Origin of the sequence: Agrobacterium tumefaciens (genome assembly GCF_013318015.2) — a bacterium.
Lineage (GTDB): Bacteria > Pseudomonadota > Alphaproteobacteria > Rhizobiales > Rhizobiaceae > Agrobacterium > Agrobacterium tumefaciens.
The window spans coordinates 22,817-39,832 of record NZ_CP115846.1 but is presented as its reverse complement, the minus strand read 5'-3'; the positions used below and the strand labels follow the sequence as shown (position 1 = coordinate 39,832).

The 17,016-nt window shown below is 63.4% G+C and carries 16 protein-coding genes; 4 read left to right on the top strand and 12 right to left on the bottom strand.

What is annotated here, in order from left to right:
• The first annotated feature begins 126 nt into the window (after positions 1-126).
• Complete coding sequence (locus G6L97_RS27380) at positions 127-627, top strand: hypothetical protein (RefSeq protein ID WP_174004638.1); 501 nt, start codon at positions 127-129, stop codon at positions 625-627.
• Here G6L97_RS27380 and G6L97_RS27375 read toward each other — a convergent pair.
• The 3 genes from G6L97_RS27375 to G6L97_RS27365 form a co-directional block, all read right to left on the bottom strand.
• Positions 624-1,562, bottom strand: a complete 939-nt coding sequence (locus tag G6L97_RS27375) for a hypothetical protein (protein ID WP_174004636.1) — start codon at positions 1,560-1,562, stop codon at positions 624-626. The two genes, G6L97_RS27380 and G6L97_RS27375, sit on opposite strands and share 4 nt — an antisense overlap.
• Positions 1,562-2,488 (bottom strand): ArdC family protein, encoded by a 927-nt coding sequence (locus G6L97_RS27370; protein WP_174004634.1) that lies wholly within the window; start codon positions 2,486-2,488, stop codon positions 1,562-1,564. The genes G6L97_RS27375 and G6L97_RS27370 overlap by 1 nt, the downstream gene beginning before the upstream one ends.
• 302 nt (positions 2,489-2,790) lie before the next feature.
• A complete protein-coding gene (locus tag G6L97_RS27365) occupies positions 2,791-3,390 on the bottom strand; it encodes a hypothetical protein (protein WP_003524945.1) in 600 nt (199 codons plus the stop codon).
• Positions 3,391-3,909: 519 nt separating this feature from the next.
• On the opposite strand from G6L97_RS27365, the gene G6L97_RS27360 reads away from it, so the two are divergent.
• Positions 3,910-4,215: an alkylphosphonate utilization protein gene (locus tag G6L97_RS27360; protein WP_003524944.1), complete on the top strand. Its 306-nt coding sequence runs from the start codon at positions 3,910-3,912 to the stop codon at positions 4,213-4,215.
• Between the two features lie 19 nt (positions 4,216-4,234).
• Here the strand turns inward: G6L97_RS27360 and G6L97_RS27355 are convergent, their stop codons facing one another.
• The 8 genes from G6L97_RS27355 to G6L97_RS27320 all read right to left on the bottom strand — a co-directional run bounded on the left by G6L97_RS27355 (position 4,235) and on the right by G6L97_RS27320 (position 14,525).
• Positions 4,235-4,444: a hypothetical protein gene (locus G6L97_RS27355; RefSeq protein ID WP_003524943.1), complete on the bottom strand. Its 210-nt coding sequence runs from the start codon at positions 4,442-4,444 to the stop codon at positions 4,235-4,237.
• Positions 4,441-4,749 (bottom strand): hypothetical protein, encoded by a 309-nt coding sequence (locus G6L97_RS27350; protein ID WP_003524942.1) that lies wholly within the window; start codon positions 4,747-4,749, stop codon positions 4,441-4,443. Before G6L97_RS27350 ends, G6L97_RS27355 begins: the two co-directional genes overlap by 4 nt.
• Complete coding sequence (locus G6L97_RS27345) at positions 4,746-5,633, bottom strand: DUF7007 domain-containing protein (protein ID WP_174004632.1); 888 nt, start codon at positions 5,631-5,633, stop codon at positions 4,746-4,748. Before G6L97_RS27345 ends, G6L97_RS27350 begins: the two co-directional genes overlap by 4 nt.
• Positions 5,630-6,103 (bottom strand): hypothetical protein, encoded by a 474-nt coding sequence (locus G6L97_RS27340; RefSeq protein ID WP_174004630.1) that lies wholly within the window; start codon positions 6,101-6,103, stop codon positions 5,630-5,632. Before G6L97_RS27340 ends, G6L97_RS27345 begins: the two co-directional genes overlap by 4 nt.
• 96 nt (positions 6,104-6,199) lie before the next feature.
• Complete coding sequence (locus G6L97_RS27335) at positions 6,200-7,987, bottom strand: ParB N-terminal domain-containing protein (protein ID WP_174004628.1); 1,788 nt, start codon at positions 7,985-7,987, stop codon at positions 6,200-6,202.
• 307 nt (positions 7,988-8,294) lie between these two features.
• On the bottom strand, positions 8,295-13,379 hold the full coding sequence (locus G6L97_RS27330; RefSeq protein ID WP_174004626.1) for a lactate dehydrogenase: 5,085 nt from the start codon (positions 13,377-13,379) through the stop codon (positions 8,295-8,297).
• Positions 13,380-13,508: 129 nt separating this feature from the next.
• Positions 13,509-13,910, bottom strand: coding sequence for a DUF3085 domain-containing protein (locus G6L97_RS27325; RefSeq protein ID WP_174004624.1), 402 nt, complete (start codon positions 13,908-13,910; stop codon positions 13,509-13,511).
• Positions 13,911-13,922: 12 nt separating this feature from the next.
• The gene (locus tag G6L97_RS27320) at positions 13,923-14,525 is read right to left on the bottom strand and encodes a DUF1419 domain-containing protein (protein ID WP_174004623.1); all 603 of its coding nucleotides are present in this window, start codon (positions 14,523-14,525) and stop codon (positions 13,923-13,925) included.
• A gap of 363 nt (positions 14,526-14,888) precedes the next feature.
• Between G6L97_RS27320 and G6L97_RS27315 the strand changes: the two genes are divergently transcribed.
• Both G6L97_RS27315 and G6L97_RS27310 read left to right on the top strand, forming a co-directional pair.
• Positions 14,889-15,350, top strand: a complete 462-nt coding sequence (locus tag G6L97_RS27315) for a mobile mystery protein A (RefSeq protein WP_174004621.1) — start codon at positions 14,889-14,891, stop codon at positions 15,348-15,350.
• On the top strand, positions 15,347-15,943 hold the full coding sequence (locus G6L97_RS27310; protein ID WP_174004619.1) for a mobile mystery protein B: 597 nt from the start codon (positions 15,347-15,349) through the stop codon (positions 15,941-15,943). Before G6L97_RS27315 ends, G6L97_RS27310 begins: the two co-directional genes overlap by 4 nt.
• On the opposite strand, the gene G6L97_RS27305 is transcribed toward G6L97_RS27310, so the two are convergent.
• On the bottom strand, positions 15,904-16,827 hold the full coding sequence (locus tag G6L97_RS27305; protein ID WP_236773730.1) for a DUF3991 and toprim domain-containing protein: 924 nt from the start codon (positions 16,825-16,827) through the stop codon (positions 15,904-15,906). The two genes, G6L97_RS27310 and G6L97_RS27305, sit on opposite strands and share 40 nt — an antisense overlap.
• Between the last annotated feature and the right edge of the window lie 189 nt (positions 16,828-17,016).

Genomic DNA, 17,016 nt, shown 5'->3' with positions numbered 1-17,016 from the left:
CGATGACGGTGTTAAGACCGACGGCGATCGACGCCGCACCGCTGGCGGCCGGAACGAAGTGGAGGACGGCCGGGAGCGGCTTTCTTGGCCCGCGAGGAATGCGAACCTGTTCGCAGGGGAAGAAAGTTGCGTATGGCCGTTGCGGCCAAGGCGATCGAGACGAAGGCGTCCTTCGGTCACACCAGATTCATCGAGGTCTGCGTGGGTGTGGCCTGTCCGAACCGGATCGACCACGACATGCCGCGAGACCAATCGTTGAACTCACCACCAGCACGCCGCTGGCACAATCGTTTTCGGCACCCTGCTCACACCACGTCACGGCTGCGGACCTGCCGTTCCTTCGACGCCATCGCCGATGGGTGCGTCTGCACTACCGACCGTTCGACAGCAGAGCCATCTTCGACTGGATGGTGTCTCCTCCCAACCGGCAAGGGCCTCGGCTATGCTGCAATCCGCCTTGCCTTCAGCGCCCCACACCGCACCGGCTGGTTGGCATGGAAAGTGTCCCCCGCTTCGGGAAGTGACTGGGCCGGCGTCTTTCACGGCAGAGCTCCACCATATGGCGGTGCCTCTTCCGCTCCAAATGGAGCGGTCATCCGTTATCGCAGCGCCAGAACGCTGCCCTAGACGCCACACATGCCTTCGCATTCGATGGGCCAGAGATCGAGTTGGCCATGATCGGCGGCCGTCGACAGGTCGGCTTCGTCAAGAGGAACACATGAGCGATGAAGATAAACTTCGCCACGGATGCGTCGAATGCCGGTCCGCAGTGCCCGATCGACTATCACCGCGTCTGCCCAGGCTTCCGGATCATGATCACGCATGTGACGCCAGCGTCCGTTATCGTGAAACGGGCATCCGATGCAGGCCGATTTCGGGGGCGTCGGATAATCATGACGGCGCAACCAGGCCAGGCAATCGCGCCTGCTCATGCGCTGTTCGATCAACGGCCAACGATTGATCTGCCAGTCCTCGGATGAGGGTTTGATCCGGCTGGCCTCGTCTGTCGAAATGCCAATCCACTGCTCCGCGACCGCATGATCAGGTGATCGCTTGCGCGTGAGGCCCAACAATTCCCGGACTTTCCTTCGGATCGGCACGATCTTGTAATCCGCAGTGCAGGCCCTGCGCATCATGCCGATCGATACGGTCTCGCGCGATGTCGCGCGGGAACCGATCTGGACGAGTTCGCCGTCGTCGTCCTCATCGAGAACCGGTCGTGCGCTCCTGGCTGGCGTCACGGTTTTTGCAAAAGCCGGAATCGAAGCCCAGCGCTTGCCGGCGGCGGCGTCCATGAGATTGTCGCGAATATTGCCGGCCGACACGACATGGACAGGGAACGGAAGGACATTCGGCGACATCAACCATTCGAGATGATCGTAGACGGCTTTTGGCTCCCAACCGGTATCGGCGAAGATCGCGCAATCGGGCATCGGCCCGATCTCACCATGCGCTGCCATCAGCGCCACGGTGGTGGACTGGACGCCGGCGCCCAGCGAAAGCGCCCGCAGCCGGATCGGGGAGGCCGCGCCCTCCCCGGTAAAGTTCGGAACCAGCAGCATCAGGCCGCCTCCTGTCCGGAAGCCACCTGCGGCTGAAGGTCGTGCAGATAGGCGACAGCGCGTTGCGCATGCGCCGCCGCATTGAAGATTGCCCTCTTGTCGGAACCGAGTATCTCGGCCCAACTCTGGATATAGGCGGCATGATCCGGGCGCGGCTCCAGCTCCGGCACGATACCCAGATGGGCGCAGATCATCGCTGCCCCAAGCTCCACGAGCATCTCTTCGAAGGCCCTCTCGCGGCGATCCTTGTGATAGCGGCTCAGGTCCCTGTTCAGCCGGGCAGGACCGCCCGCCCAATGCAAGGTTTCGTGCGCTCTCGTCGCAACGAAAGAGGCCATGTCCCGGAATTGTTCGGGCCGCGGCAGCTGGATATGGTCGGAGACGGGAGAATAATAGGCCTTGTCCCCGCCGTACCGGACGACAGCACCCGTGTTATCGAAGAAGCGATCGGCATGCTCAATACGCTCGAGCGGTTTCGCGATCGGTTCGGGGCGACTGTAATATTGATCTGCAAGGCCATCGATCTGATCGCAATTGAAAACTGTATATGCCTTCAGGAATGGGATATCGCGCTCGACCTCTCCGCCGCCCGCATCGGGTTCGGTTTTGGTGAAGCGGCTGGCATAGACGACGGTCGCGCCGCTCTCGCCCTTGCGCACGTGAGCGCCGAGTTCGTTTGCCTGGCGCAGCGTCATCCATGTGGACGACCTGTAACCACTGGCGACGCTCTCCGACCAGAGAAGGAGAACATTGAGGCCGGTGTAAGGCTGTCCGTTGTGACGAAGCGGTCGGCTCACGCGGCCCGATAGATTGGCCGCGCTCCACGGCTGTACCCATGGACGCACGCCCTTTTCCAGGTCAGTGACGATCCTGTCGGTGATGCGTGCATAGATGTCGGTCCGCGTGTTTGCTGTTTTCCTGCTCATTTTCAAACCTCCGTTTAAGGAGGCCGCGCCCATCGCGGCCCCGTCGCGGAGGGCCGAAAGCAGGAGCGATCGGGGGGAAGGCGCACCGGAACGGCCGGAACGCAAGTGGAGGACGGCGTAGCCGTTGCGGCTTGCGGCCGGATCCTGCAGGACCGAAGAACGGGACGGGGCCGCGATGCCGCGCCGCCCGCTTTTTGTCTTTCCTCTGAATTTCGCTCCGACGGTGACACGAAAAATGGCCGCCTCGGAGTGAGGCGGCCTTATCCCGACGAAGGCGGAGCCGGAGCTCCGCCGGAGACGTCTTAGCCAAGAGCGTCCATCTGTGCTGCGGCCGCCTTGCGGTCGAGCGCCTGGCCGGGATTGTCGACCGGCCGATCGAATGGCTTCCACGCTTCGCCGACGATCTGTTCGTAGGCTGCGACGGCACCTTCAGCTGCCAGGCGAAGCGCGTGGGCCTGAATACCCATGTCGGCTGCGAACTCACGCTTGCGCTGGGCGGCGCTGTCGTAACCGACCGGCCCATCGAGATCCTCGTCGCGAGCCTCCGACGCACCCTTGGCGGTCGCATCGCGTGCTTCGGTGACGGCCTTGCTGTAGAACTGGCCAGCGCCATGGGCCGATCCGACATAGGCGCCGACGATGCGCTGGAGATGGATCTGCATCGCCCGTTCGCCGAGGCCATCAGAGAGGCCGGTCGCTGTTTCGACGATCAGGCGTTCGTGCATGTCGCGGATGCCGTCGCTGTCGAGGATGGCCGTCCCGAAGCTTTCGGCGATCCGGAGCGCCTGCACTTCATCGGGGCATGTCAGGCGGACCATTTCGATAGTGGCGCCTTTGCGGAGTTGCACAACGCGTGCGGCGGGGCGTGCGGCTTGGCGGGAAGGAGTTGCGGGCTTTGCCATGATGGCTTCCTTTTCGGTTTGTCCGAAGCGTTCGGCCCCTTGGCCGTTCTGTCCTTCGGTGCGGTCGAAAAGAACCGGCGCAAGCCGGGCGGTTCAGGGTCCGGGCAGGCCTGATCGAGCGAAGCAGGGGGGCGGGCAAGCGGAACCCACGGTTCTGCGAAGCCCGCGTCCCTGTTTTGTCGAGAGCGGCATGACCGGCCGCCCCGCGGCGCGACAGCGGCCTTGAACCGGACGGGCGCTGGTTCAGACCGCCACGAAACCGAAGGACAGAACGGCCAAGGGGCTGATCCCGGATGCCGAAGCCGGAGAGGAAATCATGCAAGGCACGCGCCAGATCTGCCTCGATGAGCCGACCCATTCGATCCGCGTGTGTCAGCCACCTCCGCACCGCCAGGATGGGTTGCCGATCTGCCTGATAGGCCGGCGCCAACCGCTGGGTTTGCTCGCCGCACCAATCCACGATAGACGCCCACCTGATATCACGACCAGCGAACAAGTATTCGCAAAAGGAAACACCAGATGAGTGACCAGAACGACGACGACTATATGTACGACGAACTGACCGGTGAATGGCGTCCAGCATCAGAAATTGCGGCAGAGAAAGCAAAGGCCGCTCAAGTGCGCGACGCCTCCGGCAACGTGCTGGCCGATGGCGAGTCCGTCGTGCTGATCAAGGACCTGAAGGTCAAAGGCGCCGGCCAGACCCTGAAGCAGGGCACGGTCATCCGCTCGATCCGGCTGACCGACAATCCGGAAGAGATTGACTGCCGGCATGACGCAATCAAAGGCTTGGTCCTGCGCACCGAGTTCGTGCGCAAGCGTTGATCAGGGCTGTGCCGATTGCTCAAGGTTTCGGCAGCCGATAGCAGTCCAGCCAGGTTGGGCCGTGCGTGTTGCGCAACTTGCGAAGGATCTGGCCGTCATCGCAGCGCCCTTCGCCCATCCAGACGGTGTTGAGAATGCGCTTCCAGGATCGGCCGTGCCTGGCCGCGTAATCCTGAAGCGCCTTTACCTCCTGATCCGTGAGGGACGGAAGCGGTTCATGGCGCTTCATGGTATCGCCTCCTGCAATGCCGCAATCGCGGACTGCTGACGCATAAGCTTGCGCGTCAGAGCATCGATCTCTGGCTGGCGCTGCGCGGTGATCGCCGCAAGATTGGAGCGGTAGCGGGTGAGGAAGGCGTCGGGTTCGAGAGGCCTGCCGCGGCGATATCCGTGTTTGCGCCGCCCAAGCGATGGGATCAGCGCGGTCATCCTGCGAATGATCTGGCGGTCGATCATATCGAGCTGATGCCGCGTCTGCCGGCACGCTTCTTCCATGCGCCGCAATTCCGCCTGTCGATCGATGGACCGGTTCATGCCGACGTCCTCCCCGTCCACGAGACAAAGCTTGATGGGCCGTCGTAGGCTGCGTGGCGCGCTTCATCGATGATGAAGCCGAAACGGCCTGCTTCGTATTCGGGTGACGGCACGAGAAATCGCCGTTCCGCGCCGCCATGATCGCGCCTGCCTCCGCGCGTGGCGATCACCTCGGTCATGCCCGGATGATGATCGGATCGAAGTGCCGAGATCACGATCCAGTCGCCGGCGTGCTCGAGTTCGAACGCGCGGCGATCCTTCACATGAGATTCGCCGGGAGTAAGCACAGTCGCGAAAATCGCCTCCCACGCATCGGGCTCCCAATCCTTTAGCGTCTCGCTGGCGCAACGCTTCTCGAAGCTGGTGAACAGTTCAGGGAAGGTGTGCGCCACGGCAGCCCAAGCGCAATCCTCCTCGTAGAACCCGTCGTCCGCCCGGAGCAGCGGATGGACCGTGCGGTTTCGATCGGCCGAGAGCCTGAAGCCGCCGTGGCTTGCACTGGAGTGGAATTCGACCCCCTCGGCATAGGTTGTCGAGTGCTGGGACGAACCCCATGGCGTATGCACGTGGGTGGCGATATTTCGACGTCCGAGCACCTGTTTTTCGCGCTGATGTTCGGCCTGTTCAAGGACGTGTGCACTAAACGCCGCCTCGTCAGTGAGTTCGCCGGAATGGCCGTAGAAGTCTCCCCGTCGCCACTCGGGAAACGGACGCCCAATCTTCCAGCCGGTGGCCAGATAATGCCGTCCGGCATGACCTGGCAGCATGGCAAAGGCGTGATCGCCGACGCGGGCGACGGGAAAGCCTTCGCAGGACAGACCAAAGGAAACCCCCGGAAATCCGGGGATGCAGTCGGGCATGTGTGTGGTGGGAAGATCGATCATGCGGCAGCCCTCCCTTCCACGACATCGGCGGCGATCTCATCCGCCGTGACGTCCTCGAGGACGGCGGACGGGTAGCCATGGGTGGTCAGCCATTCCTGCGCAGCCTGCCGGCTCGCCGCGAGATGGACGAGCTCGGCGCTATCGCCGGGGCGGTCGAAGACACGGCAACTGCCGACCGCCGGGCGTTCGACGATGGTGAACATCAGGCTGGCTTCCAGCGAAAATGTGCGGTGGACGCGGATCGTAATAACACCGCCGCCGCCATAGTCGCCTTCGTGCAGCGTGAAGCTGGGCGGCAGGATGATGTTGCCGGCGCCGCGCTCATCCTGCTTGCGGATCAGCCGGCCGCTGCTGTTGTTGGTCTTCCACGCGGACAGCTTTTTGCGATGGCGCTCCGGCGGGCGCGGCCGGCCGTCGGCCCACGCCAGAACGGTGCCGATCGGGACCAGGAATGCGAGATATGCGGACATGTTGATCTCCTTGATCTTCAGGGGTGGAAACGAAGCCGCCGCCGGTGGAAATCACCGGCGGCGGACATTCATTCGGAAGGGGAACGAGGGACGCGGCTACTCCGCAGCGATCCCGTAAGCATCCTGCTCTTCGTCAGGATCGACGGCTTCGGGAGCGTCGTCGGCGCTGTCTGGAAGGTCGGCCTCGTCTTCGGGGGTGGCGAGGCCTTCTTCCTCACCAAGAGCGGAACCATCGACGTCTTCTTCTTCCGCGCTGTTGTCGTCCCTACCGTCATGACCCTTGGTGTCGCCATCGAGCACCTCACCACTCTTGATCAGATCCACGATGTCCTGCGGATCGGGCGCGAAGAGTGCGGCGGTGTGAACGAAGCGTTCTTGCCTGAAGTGGTCGACGAGAGCCGCGCGCGTCTCCCGCACCTTCTGGCGCGGAAGGACGTTGGCTTCCTTCGCAGCCGCTTCCATCGCCTGGCGAGACAGGCACAGCAGAAAGTCCTCCGAGCCCATGTTCGGCAGGAAGTTGTCGGCGCCGATCGCGTCGCCTGCGATCCGGGAGATCACGCCGCTGTTGGACATACCCCGGCGGCACGACAGCACATCGATCAGCATCGAACGCGCGGCCACGCGCAGCGTCTCCCCGTCGAAGGCGAGCCGGCCGTCTTCGCCGATCAGCCGGGCGGCGTGGCGCTTGAAACGCTTCGGTCCGAACACGGTATCGCTGGCGCCGGAATCGACGCGGACGTTCAGGCCGGCGAATGCAAGCACGAGCAGGGCCATCAGCATGTCGTCCTCGATCGGGGCGCGTCCAAGAGCCTCATGCAGGGCATCGGTGCGGAAGTCACCGATCATGTCCTGGCCTTTCTGGGTCACCTCCGGCCGGGACTTTGGTGCATCGACGACGGTGTCGTCAGTCTCGGGCAGACCGCCCGCAGTGGCCGCGCCACCTTTGCCTTTCTTCTTCTCCTCGGGTATCCTGTACGCCACCGACTGCACCTTGCCGTCACGGTCGAGATACATCCCGACATGATCGGACTTGGACGGCTTGCCGTAAACGCGCTCCGCCTTCTTCGGCAGTTCCGGCTGACCCCAGTTGTTGACCTCGATGATCGCCCCCTTCTTCGGAAGGTTGCTCGTCATCCATTCCTGCTGGGCGCCGAGAAACGCTTCCACGTTGGTGGTGTAGCGGCTGTCCTGGTCGGCCGGGGCGAACAGATCCTCTACCCATTCGATGCCGTAGGCAGCGGCGAGATCATCCCCGAAGCTCGCATCCTTGGCGAACATGCGGGTCTTCGAGAGCGCCCGAGAAATATTGTACCAGTCGGCCCGCTCGGACTTTTTGGGCTTGTTTGCCTTCCACACCTCCTTCTGCTCGTCGAGCGATGCTGCGGCGATGGTCCGCAGCTGCTGCTCGTTCGGCATGTCGCCGAGCGACATATGGTCGAGCATGGCCTGCAGCACATTGGCCAGGAGTCTGAGCTTCCTGATCTGGCGGACCGGCAGTGCGAGCGCCACGCCGATCGCTTCCTCGGTCCAGCCCAGCGCAACCAGGCGTTCGATGCCGCGCCATTGGTCGACGGGGTTGAGCGGCTCGCGGGCGATGTTTTCCACCATCGAGCGCATTGCACCGTTGTCGTTGGCAGCTTCGACGACGAGGACGGTGATTTCCTCCATTCCCGCTGCGATGGCCTGCTTCACGCGGCGGTGTCCGGCCTGGATGATGTAGCCATTGCCACCGTCGATTTCCGGTGAGATGACCGGCGGCTGGATGATGCCGACCGCTTTTACCGTCGCGAGCAACAGCGCGTCAGACTGCGGCGAGGATTTCGAGCGACGCGTGTCGTCGGGATTGTCCTTCAGCGCACGGGGATCGAGTTTGAGGATTTGCATGAGATTGGCTCCTTCCGGGATTGGTGAGCCGGCGCCTTGCCGGCCCTTTTCCGTCTTCAGTTCTTTCCGAAGACATTTCCCGGACCGCGGAGCGGACGGGCCGGTGCAACTGCGGCCGAGCATCCCTGCCCGGCCGGCCAAGCGGGGCTTACAGCCCTGCGCAGGACGATGGGCCGGGATTGCGCAGTGCCGCGGTTGAGCGCAAGCGTCAGCGGCCTGCCCGATCTGCGAGCAAGCTTTCCCCTTCCTTATTTTCTCATTTCAAAAGAGCGTCCCTGTGGGCAGATGTTGTCACGAGTGTCGCTTTTCAAGCCGCGATCCGCTCACCGACATCAGCCGCCAGGGCCGCCTCGACCTCGGCAAGCTGCCGGTGTTTTTCGGCCAGTTCCCCGGCGAATGCGAATTCACTGCCTTCGCCGCGCGACTGGTACGACGCCAACCTGCGGCGGGCGTCGCCGAGACGCTGGCGATAGCGCTCCCGCTCGCCTTCGAAATCGTCGAGCGCGTGCTCGAGGCGTGAAACAGCCCCGAGCGGCGTCACCGTAATCGGAAGCTCGATCTCGTAGTCCGCGCCGGTTCGCTTCAGCATGGTGGTGTAGCGATAGCCATCCTTGCCATAACGCTGGCCGTCAAATTCGAGCTCGAAACCGCCGATCGAGGCGATGACGGCCTCGCCCTCTTGGCTGAGCTGGACAAGGGTCAGGATCTCCTTCATGAGGGCGCGACCCGCGTCCTTGCGTTCGGAGTAGTCTTTCCCCGCGACCGTCAGGGTGAAGGCCTCGCCAGCGGTCGGAACCAGGCGCGTGATGTCCTGACCGATCTCCGCAATCCGCCGTGTCGATACCTCGATGTCGCGCTCGGCATCGCGAAGCTGCCGGCGAACGGCGTGCTGGTCGTCGATATGCGCTGCACGGAGCCGCTCCAGCCGGGCGATGTCCGCTTCGAGCCCGGCCTTCCGCATCAGCCGCTGATCGCCCGACGCGATGGCCTTGGCCATTGCGAACTGGTTGGCCTGCCCTTCGCCTATATCGTCCAGCCGCCGGATCGAGGTGTCACCGGAGAGCGCGGCCGCGATGAACCGGGCCTTGCGCTCGTTGTTCTGCCACATCGTGGCATCGAGGCTGCCTTCGGTCGCGTAGGCGAAGATATCGACCTCGTCGTGCTGGTTGCCCTGCCGAACGATGCGGCCCTCGCGCTGCTCGATCTGCGAGGGAAGCCAGGGGACGTCGAGATGGTGCAGCGCCCTCAGGCGGAGCTGGGCATTGACCCCGGTCCCCATCGTTTCCGACGAGCCGATCAGGAAGCGGACCCTGCCGGCCCTGACGTCGCCGAACAGCCGCTGCTTGGCCTCCGACTTCTTGAAGTCCTGCATGAAGGCGATCTCGGACGCCGGGACACCCATGCGGATCAGCTCATCGCGGATCCAGCGATAGGCGGAAAAGCCCCTCGTCTTCTCGACGCTGATGGTGCCCAGGTCGGAAAAGATCATCTGCACAGCACCTGGCAACTCGAACGGCTTGCCGTCATGGCGGAGATAGGTGTTGCCCGAAGTCCCCTTCCAGATATTGAAGGCGTTCGAGACGAGACTGTTGAGCTTGTTGTCCGGCTCGTTGTCATTGTCGGCATCGACCAGGCGCAGGTCGATCGCGGCATGCCGGCCATCGGTGATGACGGAAAGCAGAATGTCGTCGCCCGGCTGCGGCGGCCCCTCGCGCTCCTCGATCGTCTTGATGCGCTCGGCCAGCACCATCTGGTAGTGCTTGAACGCCTGCGTGGGCTTCGACGTGACGATCTGGCGCCTGCCGGTCGAGATCGCCGGCACCTTCACGTACTCGCGCAGATCCGCCGGCATCACGACATCCGCGAAGCTGCGGAACATCGCGATCAGCTCGGGCACATTGACGAAGCTGGCGAAACGGGACACCGGCTTGTACTTGCCGGATGGCTGAAGCTCCAGCTCGGTGGTCGTGTCGCCGAAGGTCGACGCCCAGGCGTCGAACTCGTGCAGGCCACGCTCCTCCAGCGCTGCATGCCCCATCAACCGCTGGACCGAGAACATTTCTCCGAGCGTATTTGTAATCGGCGTGCCCGAAGCGAGCACAAGCGCCCGACCGGGATTGACCGTCTCGATGAAGCGGGATTTCACATAGAGGTCCCAGGCGCGCTGCGAGCCGTTCGGATCGACGCCCTTCAACGTCGACATATTGGTCGCGAAGCTGAGCTTCCTGAACTCCTGCGCCTCGTCGACGATGATCTGGTCGACGCCGATCTCGGCGATGGTGAGGAGATCGTCCTTGCGGGTGGAGAGTGCTTCCAGCCGTTCCTGCAGGCCCTCCTTCAGGCGCTCGAGGCGCTTGCGAGAGACACGGTCCTCATCCTCGACCTTCAGGAGCAAGGTTTCGTAGAGCTCCAGCTCGTCGTGAATCATTTGGCTTTCAAACGCGGCAGGGACACCGATGAACCTGAAGGCGGAATGCGTGATGATGATCGCATCCCAGGTCGCGGTCGCCGCGCGCGACAGGAACCGGGCGCGCTTGTCCTTCGAAAAGTTCGTCTCGTCGGCAACGAGGATACGAGCCGCGGGATAGAGCGCCAGAAACTCGCGTGCGGCCTGCGCAAGGCAATGCCCCGGCACGACCTGCATCGCCTTGGCGATCAGGCCGAGACGCCGCTGCTCCATGATGCTTGCCGCCATCGTCATGGTCTTGCCGGCGCCGACGGCATGGGCAAGATAGGTCGAGCCGGATGAGATGATCCTCCAGATCCCGCGTTTCTGGTGTCCATAAAGAACGAAGGCGCCCGAGGCGCCTGGAAGGTTGAGATGATCGCCGTTGAACTTTCGCGGCGCGATGTTGTTGAAGCGGTCGTTATAGACGCGCGCCAGCCGGTCGGTGCGATCGGGATCGGACCATATCCAGCGCTGGAAAGCGTCCTTGATCTTCTGGAGCTTGTCGCGGGCCGCTTCCGTGTCGACGACGTTCAGCACGCGCCGCTCGGCGCCACCCGCTTCCTTGATCGTATCGAAGATCTGCGGCACCCGGCTGTTCAGGGCGTCGGACAGCAGTTCGCCGGCGTGCCGGCGGTCCGTTCCCCATTCGGACGTTCCGGCGGCCAGATAGCCGAGCTGGCGGGCCTCGACGGTCCATGACGCCAGTTCGGGCATATGATGGATCCGGATATCGGTTCCCATCATCTCCTTGACGAAGGCGACGACGTCGGCGGCCGGTATCCATGGAGCGCCTAGACGGGCGGTGATGTCGGAAGGTCGAAGATCGACCGGCTGAACGCCCGCCAGAGCGGTGACGTTACGCTCATAGACGGGATCGAGCGCGGCCGCGGCTTCAGCAACCTTGAGTTTGTCGCGAACCGGACCGGACAGATAGGCGTCGGCCATCTGCCACGAGCCATCGGCGGGATCGCGGAAGATCGCACTGCCGAGCTCAGCGACGACATCGTCTGGATCACGGTGCAGAAGTTCCGCGATATGGTCGAGATCGACGCGCCCGCGTTCGTTGAGCACCACGGCGAGTGCATCTGCCGCACTGGTGATGACAGGCGGTGCGGGCGGCGAGATGACACGCTCGGTGAAGATCGCGCCGGGCTTCGCGGTGTCGTTTTCGAGGTCGTAGTCCTCAATCGAGGCGACCAGCCAGCAATCGGGATCGTCCGCGAACGGCTGGAGATTGGGCCGTCGATGGCTCTCGCGTGTCTCGCCTGTCTCCGGGTCCTCTGCGATCGAGACCGTAGTGTGGTTGATCGGACCGAAGTCGCGCACAAAGCTCGACCAGGCGATGCGCAGCCTGATCTGCAAATCCTTCCAGGGCCGGTCCTGCTCCTGGGCTTTCAGTACCTCCCGCACGGCGCCGCGTACTGGAATGAGCTTCCGGATGATGCGGACATGCTTCTCCGGGATGCCGTCGGCGCTGCGGCGCTTGCGGACCTTCACAGCAACGGGCTCGCCGTCGATAACCTGCAGGAGGCCGCGGGCATTGTCGAAGAAGAAGCTGCCTTCGCGCACATGCCGGTCGGACGGCAGGTCGGCAGGCGCCGCATCGGTCCCGTCCTCAAGATCGAGATCGACCGCGGTGGGTTTGCCGTCATAGCGGCTTTCCGGGAGGAGGTTGATGGCGGCCGACAAGGCGGCGGCGAGATACTCGCTGCCACGCGAAAGGCATGTATAGGTCTCGCCGAAGGGACCGGTGGTGAGCGCATGGGTGCCGAGCACGAAATCCGGATGCTGCGCGAACCATCTGTTCACCCGGATGGCGCCCTCGTCGGCAGTCGCGGGCCGCACCTCCTCAATGTCGAGCCATGAGAGATCGCTCTCGGGTTCGGCGACCTTGCGCTTGCGGAAGAAAAGGATGTCCACGACGACGTCCGTGCCTGCGTCGGCGCGGAAGCTGCCTTCGGGCAGGCGGATGGCCGCAATCAGGTCCGCCGTCTTCGCGATATGCTCGCGCGCTGCCGAATCTGCCTTGTCCATCGTGCCGGAACTCGTGACAAAGGCGGCGAAAGCGCCCGGCTTCAGCAGGTCGACCGACCGGGCGACGAAATAGTCGTGAAGTTGCAGGCCGAGCGAGCGATAGGCCCGGTCTGATCGCACGGTGCGGTCGGAGAACGGCGGATTGCCGATGGCGAGGTCGAAGCTCGCCGGCAATTCCGTGCGCGCAAAATCTCCGGCGACGATCCGCGCCCGCGGCTGCAACAGCCGGACGATGCGGGCAGTGACGGGATCGAGTTCAACGCCGGTGACGTGCGACAGATCACGAAGCGCTTCCGGCATCATCGCCGGAAACAGGCCTGTGCCGATCCCCGGCTCCAGCACCCGCCCGCCACGCCATCCGAGACGCTGAAGCCCTGACCAGATCGCCCGGACGATGAACTCGGGCGTGAAATGGGCATATTGGGTGCAGCGGGCAAGCGACGCATAGTCGGTCTCGCCGACCGCATCCTCCAGATCGGAACCGATCTCGTCCCAGCCCTTGCGGAATTCGAGCTCGCCCGGACGGCGGAAGACGCCGTTGGCAAGATCGGACGCGCCGAAGCCGGTGAAGCGGATCAGCGTCTCCTGTTCTTCGCGCGTCGCAGGACGTTTGCTCGCCTCGATCTCGGCCGCGAGCCGGATCGCTGCAATATTGTCGCGCGCACGGTCCTTCCAGCTGCGGGCGAGACCACGGTCATCGACGAGATGGAAGTTCAGGCCACGGGCACGGCACGGCCGGGACGACGGCCGCACGACTGCGGCGATCGGCAAAGCCGGCGCTGGAGTTGTAGGATCGGGATCATCGTCTGGTTCGAAGTTGCTGGCGAAGGCCGTCACGCCAAGGCCGAGGCCGGACGAAAGCGCGGTGTTGCCGAAAAGATCGATGGTGAAGGGATCGTCATGTGACATGCTGGAATCTCCTGGGTGAAGGCGCGCGTCGCCGTCCCGCTGGAAGGCTCCAGTCGGCTGACGACATGCGTGGGATGAGGGGGATTGGGTGGGCTTGACTGCCGCCAGTTGGCGACTGTCGATGGATCGCTAGTTTCGCTCGATCACGAAGAGCTGCATCGAGTCCTGCAGGAACGCGATCTTCAGATGCGTGCAGCCGGGGCTTGCCGCGATCAGTTTTACGAGCATGGCGCCATCGAGAAACTCGACGCCGTCATCGCCGCCGAAATGCTGGCGCTTGTAGTGCCAGTAGTCGGGATTGGTCTTCGGATCGCACTCTTCGGCATAGACGACGAACGGCCGCTGCCCTGCGGCGAGCTTGCCGTTGGAGAGGATGTAGACGCCCTCGTCGCCGACCAGCCAGACACCGGGCTTTTCATCCCGGCCGGGGTACAGACCGTAGTGGGGATTGCGGAAACCGCCGTTGAGGTAGGCGTCGAGCCGTCCGCGCATCATGACGACGCGGATGTCCGTCACGGAAAAGGTGAACATCGCCGCCTCCCGTCAAGCCGCTATCGCGTCAGGGAGGTACCGCAGATGCACCGGTAGCTTCGATGCGATCTCCGCATCCGTGAGGTCGTCGAGCAGCTTCTGGACGGTGCCTTGGGGTCCGCCGTAAAACAGCACGGTCCGCTTGCCGTGGTCGCGTTCCGGCCAGCGCTCGCCGGCATAGCCGCGATAGTCATCGTGGGTGCTCGACCAGATGTGGTCCAGGCGTTCCTCGCGCGTCATCGCCCGAACGGGCCGGGTTTCCCGCTCTACGATTACGCCGCGCATTCGCTCGGGCGAGCCCTTGTCGGACAAGTCGCAATAGGCATGGAAATACCGCATGCGGTCATCGATCTTCAGGGTGAAGAAAATACTCGTGATGTTGCCGGTGAGGAACTCGCGCATGGCGAACATGTCGCCTCGCATGAACAGCGGCGGCAGGATCTCGAACATGTAATCGTGCTGTGCCTGTGCGATTTCGAACCATTCCCCGCAATACAGCGCGCTATCGTCATTCTCCCAGCGGTTCGGGCGTTGCGGGTGGCGGTCGAACATGCGGAACATCTGCCGGCGGTCGGCGATGCCTTCAAAGACTTTTCGTATCGAAGAGACGGTCATGGGCAGGCTCCTTTCAGCCTTATCGGGAAGGACACGCGGCTCATCCTCGCGATGTCGCCATCCTCTTCAGCCCTTCCTGACCCCTCCTTGGCGCCGCCTCTCCGCCCAGACGGGTCAAGGGCCGCGCAGCGGGCGAAGCTTTACCCTTGACGCGGCTGGCGGGCATGCGGCAACTGGCCTTCCCTTCTCCTTCCCCTCCTTGCTATTTCATTCAGCTGAAATCACCTTACAGTCTGGTTTGATCGCTCGCTCTATCATTCTTTGGGCTGATTATTTGGCATTGATAATCAGAGTGTAACCTGATAATTTGTGCGCAACAATCAGCCTGTTGTCTGATAATCAGCCGCGGTAGAAAGTTGAACGATGAAGGACGACGCAAGAAAGCGAGCGCGCAGAAGGCTTGACGAGCGTCTTCGCGGGCTACAGCCGGCAGAGGGCTTCAGGGCACCGCCAAAAGGATGGGTCCGGGCGTTGCGCGACGCGCTCGGCATGACAGGAGCGCAGCTCGGCTCGAGGATGGGAATCCGGCCCCAGACCGTGGAAGCGATCGAGAAGTCGGAGGCATCCGGAACGATCCAGCTCAGTACGTTGCGGCGTGCGGCAGAGGCACTCGACTGCACGCTGGTCTACGCATTGGTCCCGAATACGTCGCTCGAGGCCGCCGTCAATGAGCGCGCGCGCAAGATCGCAATGCGCGAACTGCAACGGGTCGCACACACAATGCGCCTCGAAGCGCAGGGAACAGACAATGGCGATCTTGAAGCCCGCGTCCAGGCCTACATTCGCGACCAGCTTTCCGAGCGCGACCTCTGGTCAGAAAGATGACCGACCTCTTCCAGGAACCCGAGGACGCAACACCGCTCGAGCCGCAGGAGCGCGAGGGCCTGCTTCAAAGCTGGATCACCCACAGGCAGGATCTCAACGAGGCGGAACAGGAGAACATCGTCGAGGGCGCCGCCTGGGCGCGTGGACGACGGCGCATGCCGGTCGACAGGATGCTGACCGAAGACTTCATGCGTACATTGCATCGACGCATGTTCGGCGAGGTCTGGCAATGGGCAGGCAGCTTCCGAACGACAGAGCGCAATATCGGCATCCAGGCCTACCGAATTCCGGTCGAACTCACGGTGCTGCTCGATGACGTTCGGTATTGGGTCGAGCATGAGACATTCGCGCCGGACGAGATCGCAATACGTTTCCACCATCGCCTGGTCGCCATCCATCCGTTTCCGAACGGCAACGGACGTCACGCGCGGCTGGCCGCCGATCTGCTCGTGGAAAAACTGGGCGCTGAGCCCTTCGGCTGGGGTAGCGGAAGCCTGGGCGACGTGGGAGATCTGCGCACACGGTACATCGCGGCACTGCAGGCCGCGGATAATCACGACATCGCGCCTCTCCTCGAATTCGCGCGCAGCTGAGCGCAAAGGTCCTCGTTCCAGTCCTCGTGGTGGGGACGGTGGCGCTCAAATCTGCAGTCGGCGTCCCGGGCAATTGCTTCCAACCGATCAGCGTAAATATCGCCCTGCGCGTTATTATCCGTGGCGGCGACTACCAACATACCCTTCCGCGCCGCCAATAAACGGATCGCCGCATCGGTGGCAGGGGCCCAGCCGCCGCCGGTACTGACATAGAGGGTATCGCGCCGATTACTCTCCAGCGCGGCAAGGCTCATGGCGTCGATGGCAGCCTCCGTCACGCAAAGGCGCGGCGCATGGATCGCGCCGAACCTGAACAACACTTTCGCTCCACCGGTGGAAAAGCCGCGCCATTCCGGCCCGCGTTCCTCCCAGCCGGAGACGGCGCCCTCGCTGTCACGGTGAGCGGCCCACATACTGCCGCGCGGACCTTCGCGCACGAGATCATGCCGGATCGCTGCGCGGATGGTCGCTTCCGGAACGCAACGGTCGTCGCGCAGATAGCGCCAGGTCATCGAACCCGGCCACGGCTTGCGGCGCTTCCTCCATCGTTCTGAAACTCCGGCCGGCATTTCGATCTCGCGCGCAGCGTGGGCCCAGACCGGCTCCTTCGGGACGAAGTCGACCAGCGATGCGACATGGTCGAGGGCTTCGACAAAGGGCACTCGGTCGAGATGCTCGACAAGACCGAAAACGTCACCCTTGGCATCGGACAGCGGATCGAACCAGCCCCTGCCCTCGTGAATCACGATGATTATGGCCCCGCCGCCGCGGAATTTGACCGCCCTGCGGGTGCTCTCCTTCAGGTCGATGGCAAACCCAGCCTTCTCCAGCACGGCAGCGCATTGCACCCGATCCCTGAGGTCTTCCAGTTCCTTCTTTTCCATTTTTCTTCCCGACGCGCATTGCGTCCGCCCTTCCTTCTGTTTCCATTTCCCCGCACCCGCGGGGTCCTCTCCGGAGGCCGCGAAGAGCAAAGAAGGCAAGGGCGCGGCTGGCAACCTGCAGATCTGCACCTTGCGCTGACGGATCGTGCAGCCGCGGCGCAGCTTCCCTTGCCGCCTGCCGCTCGCAAG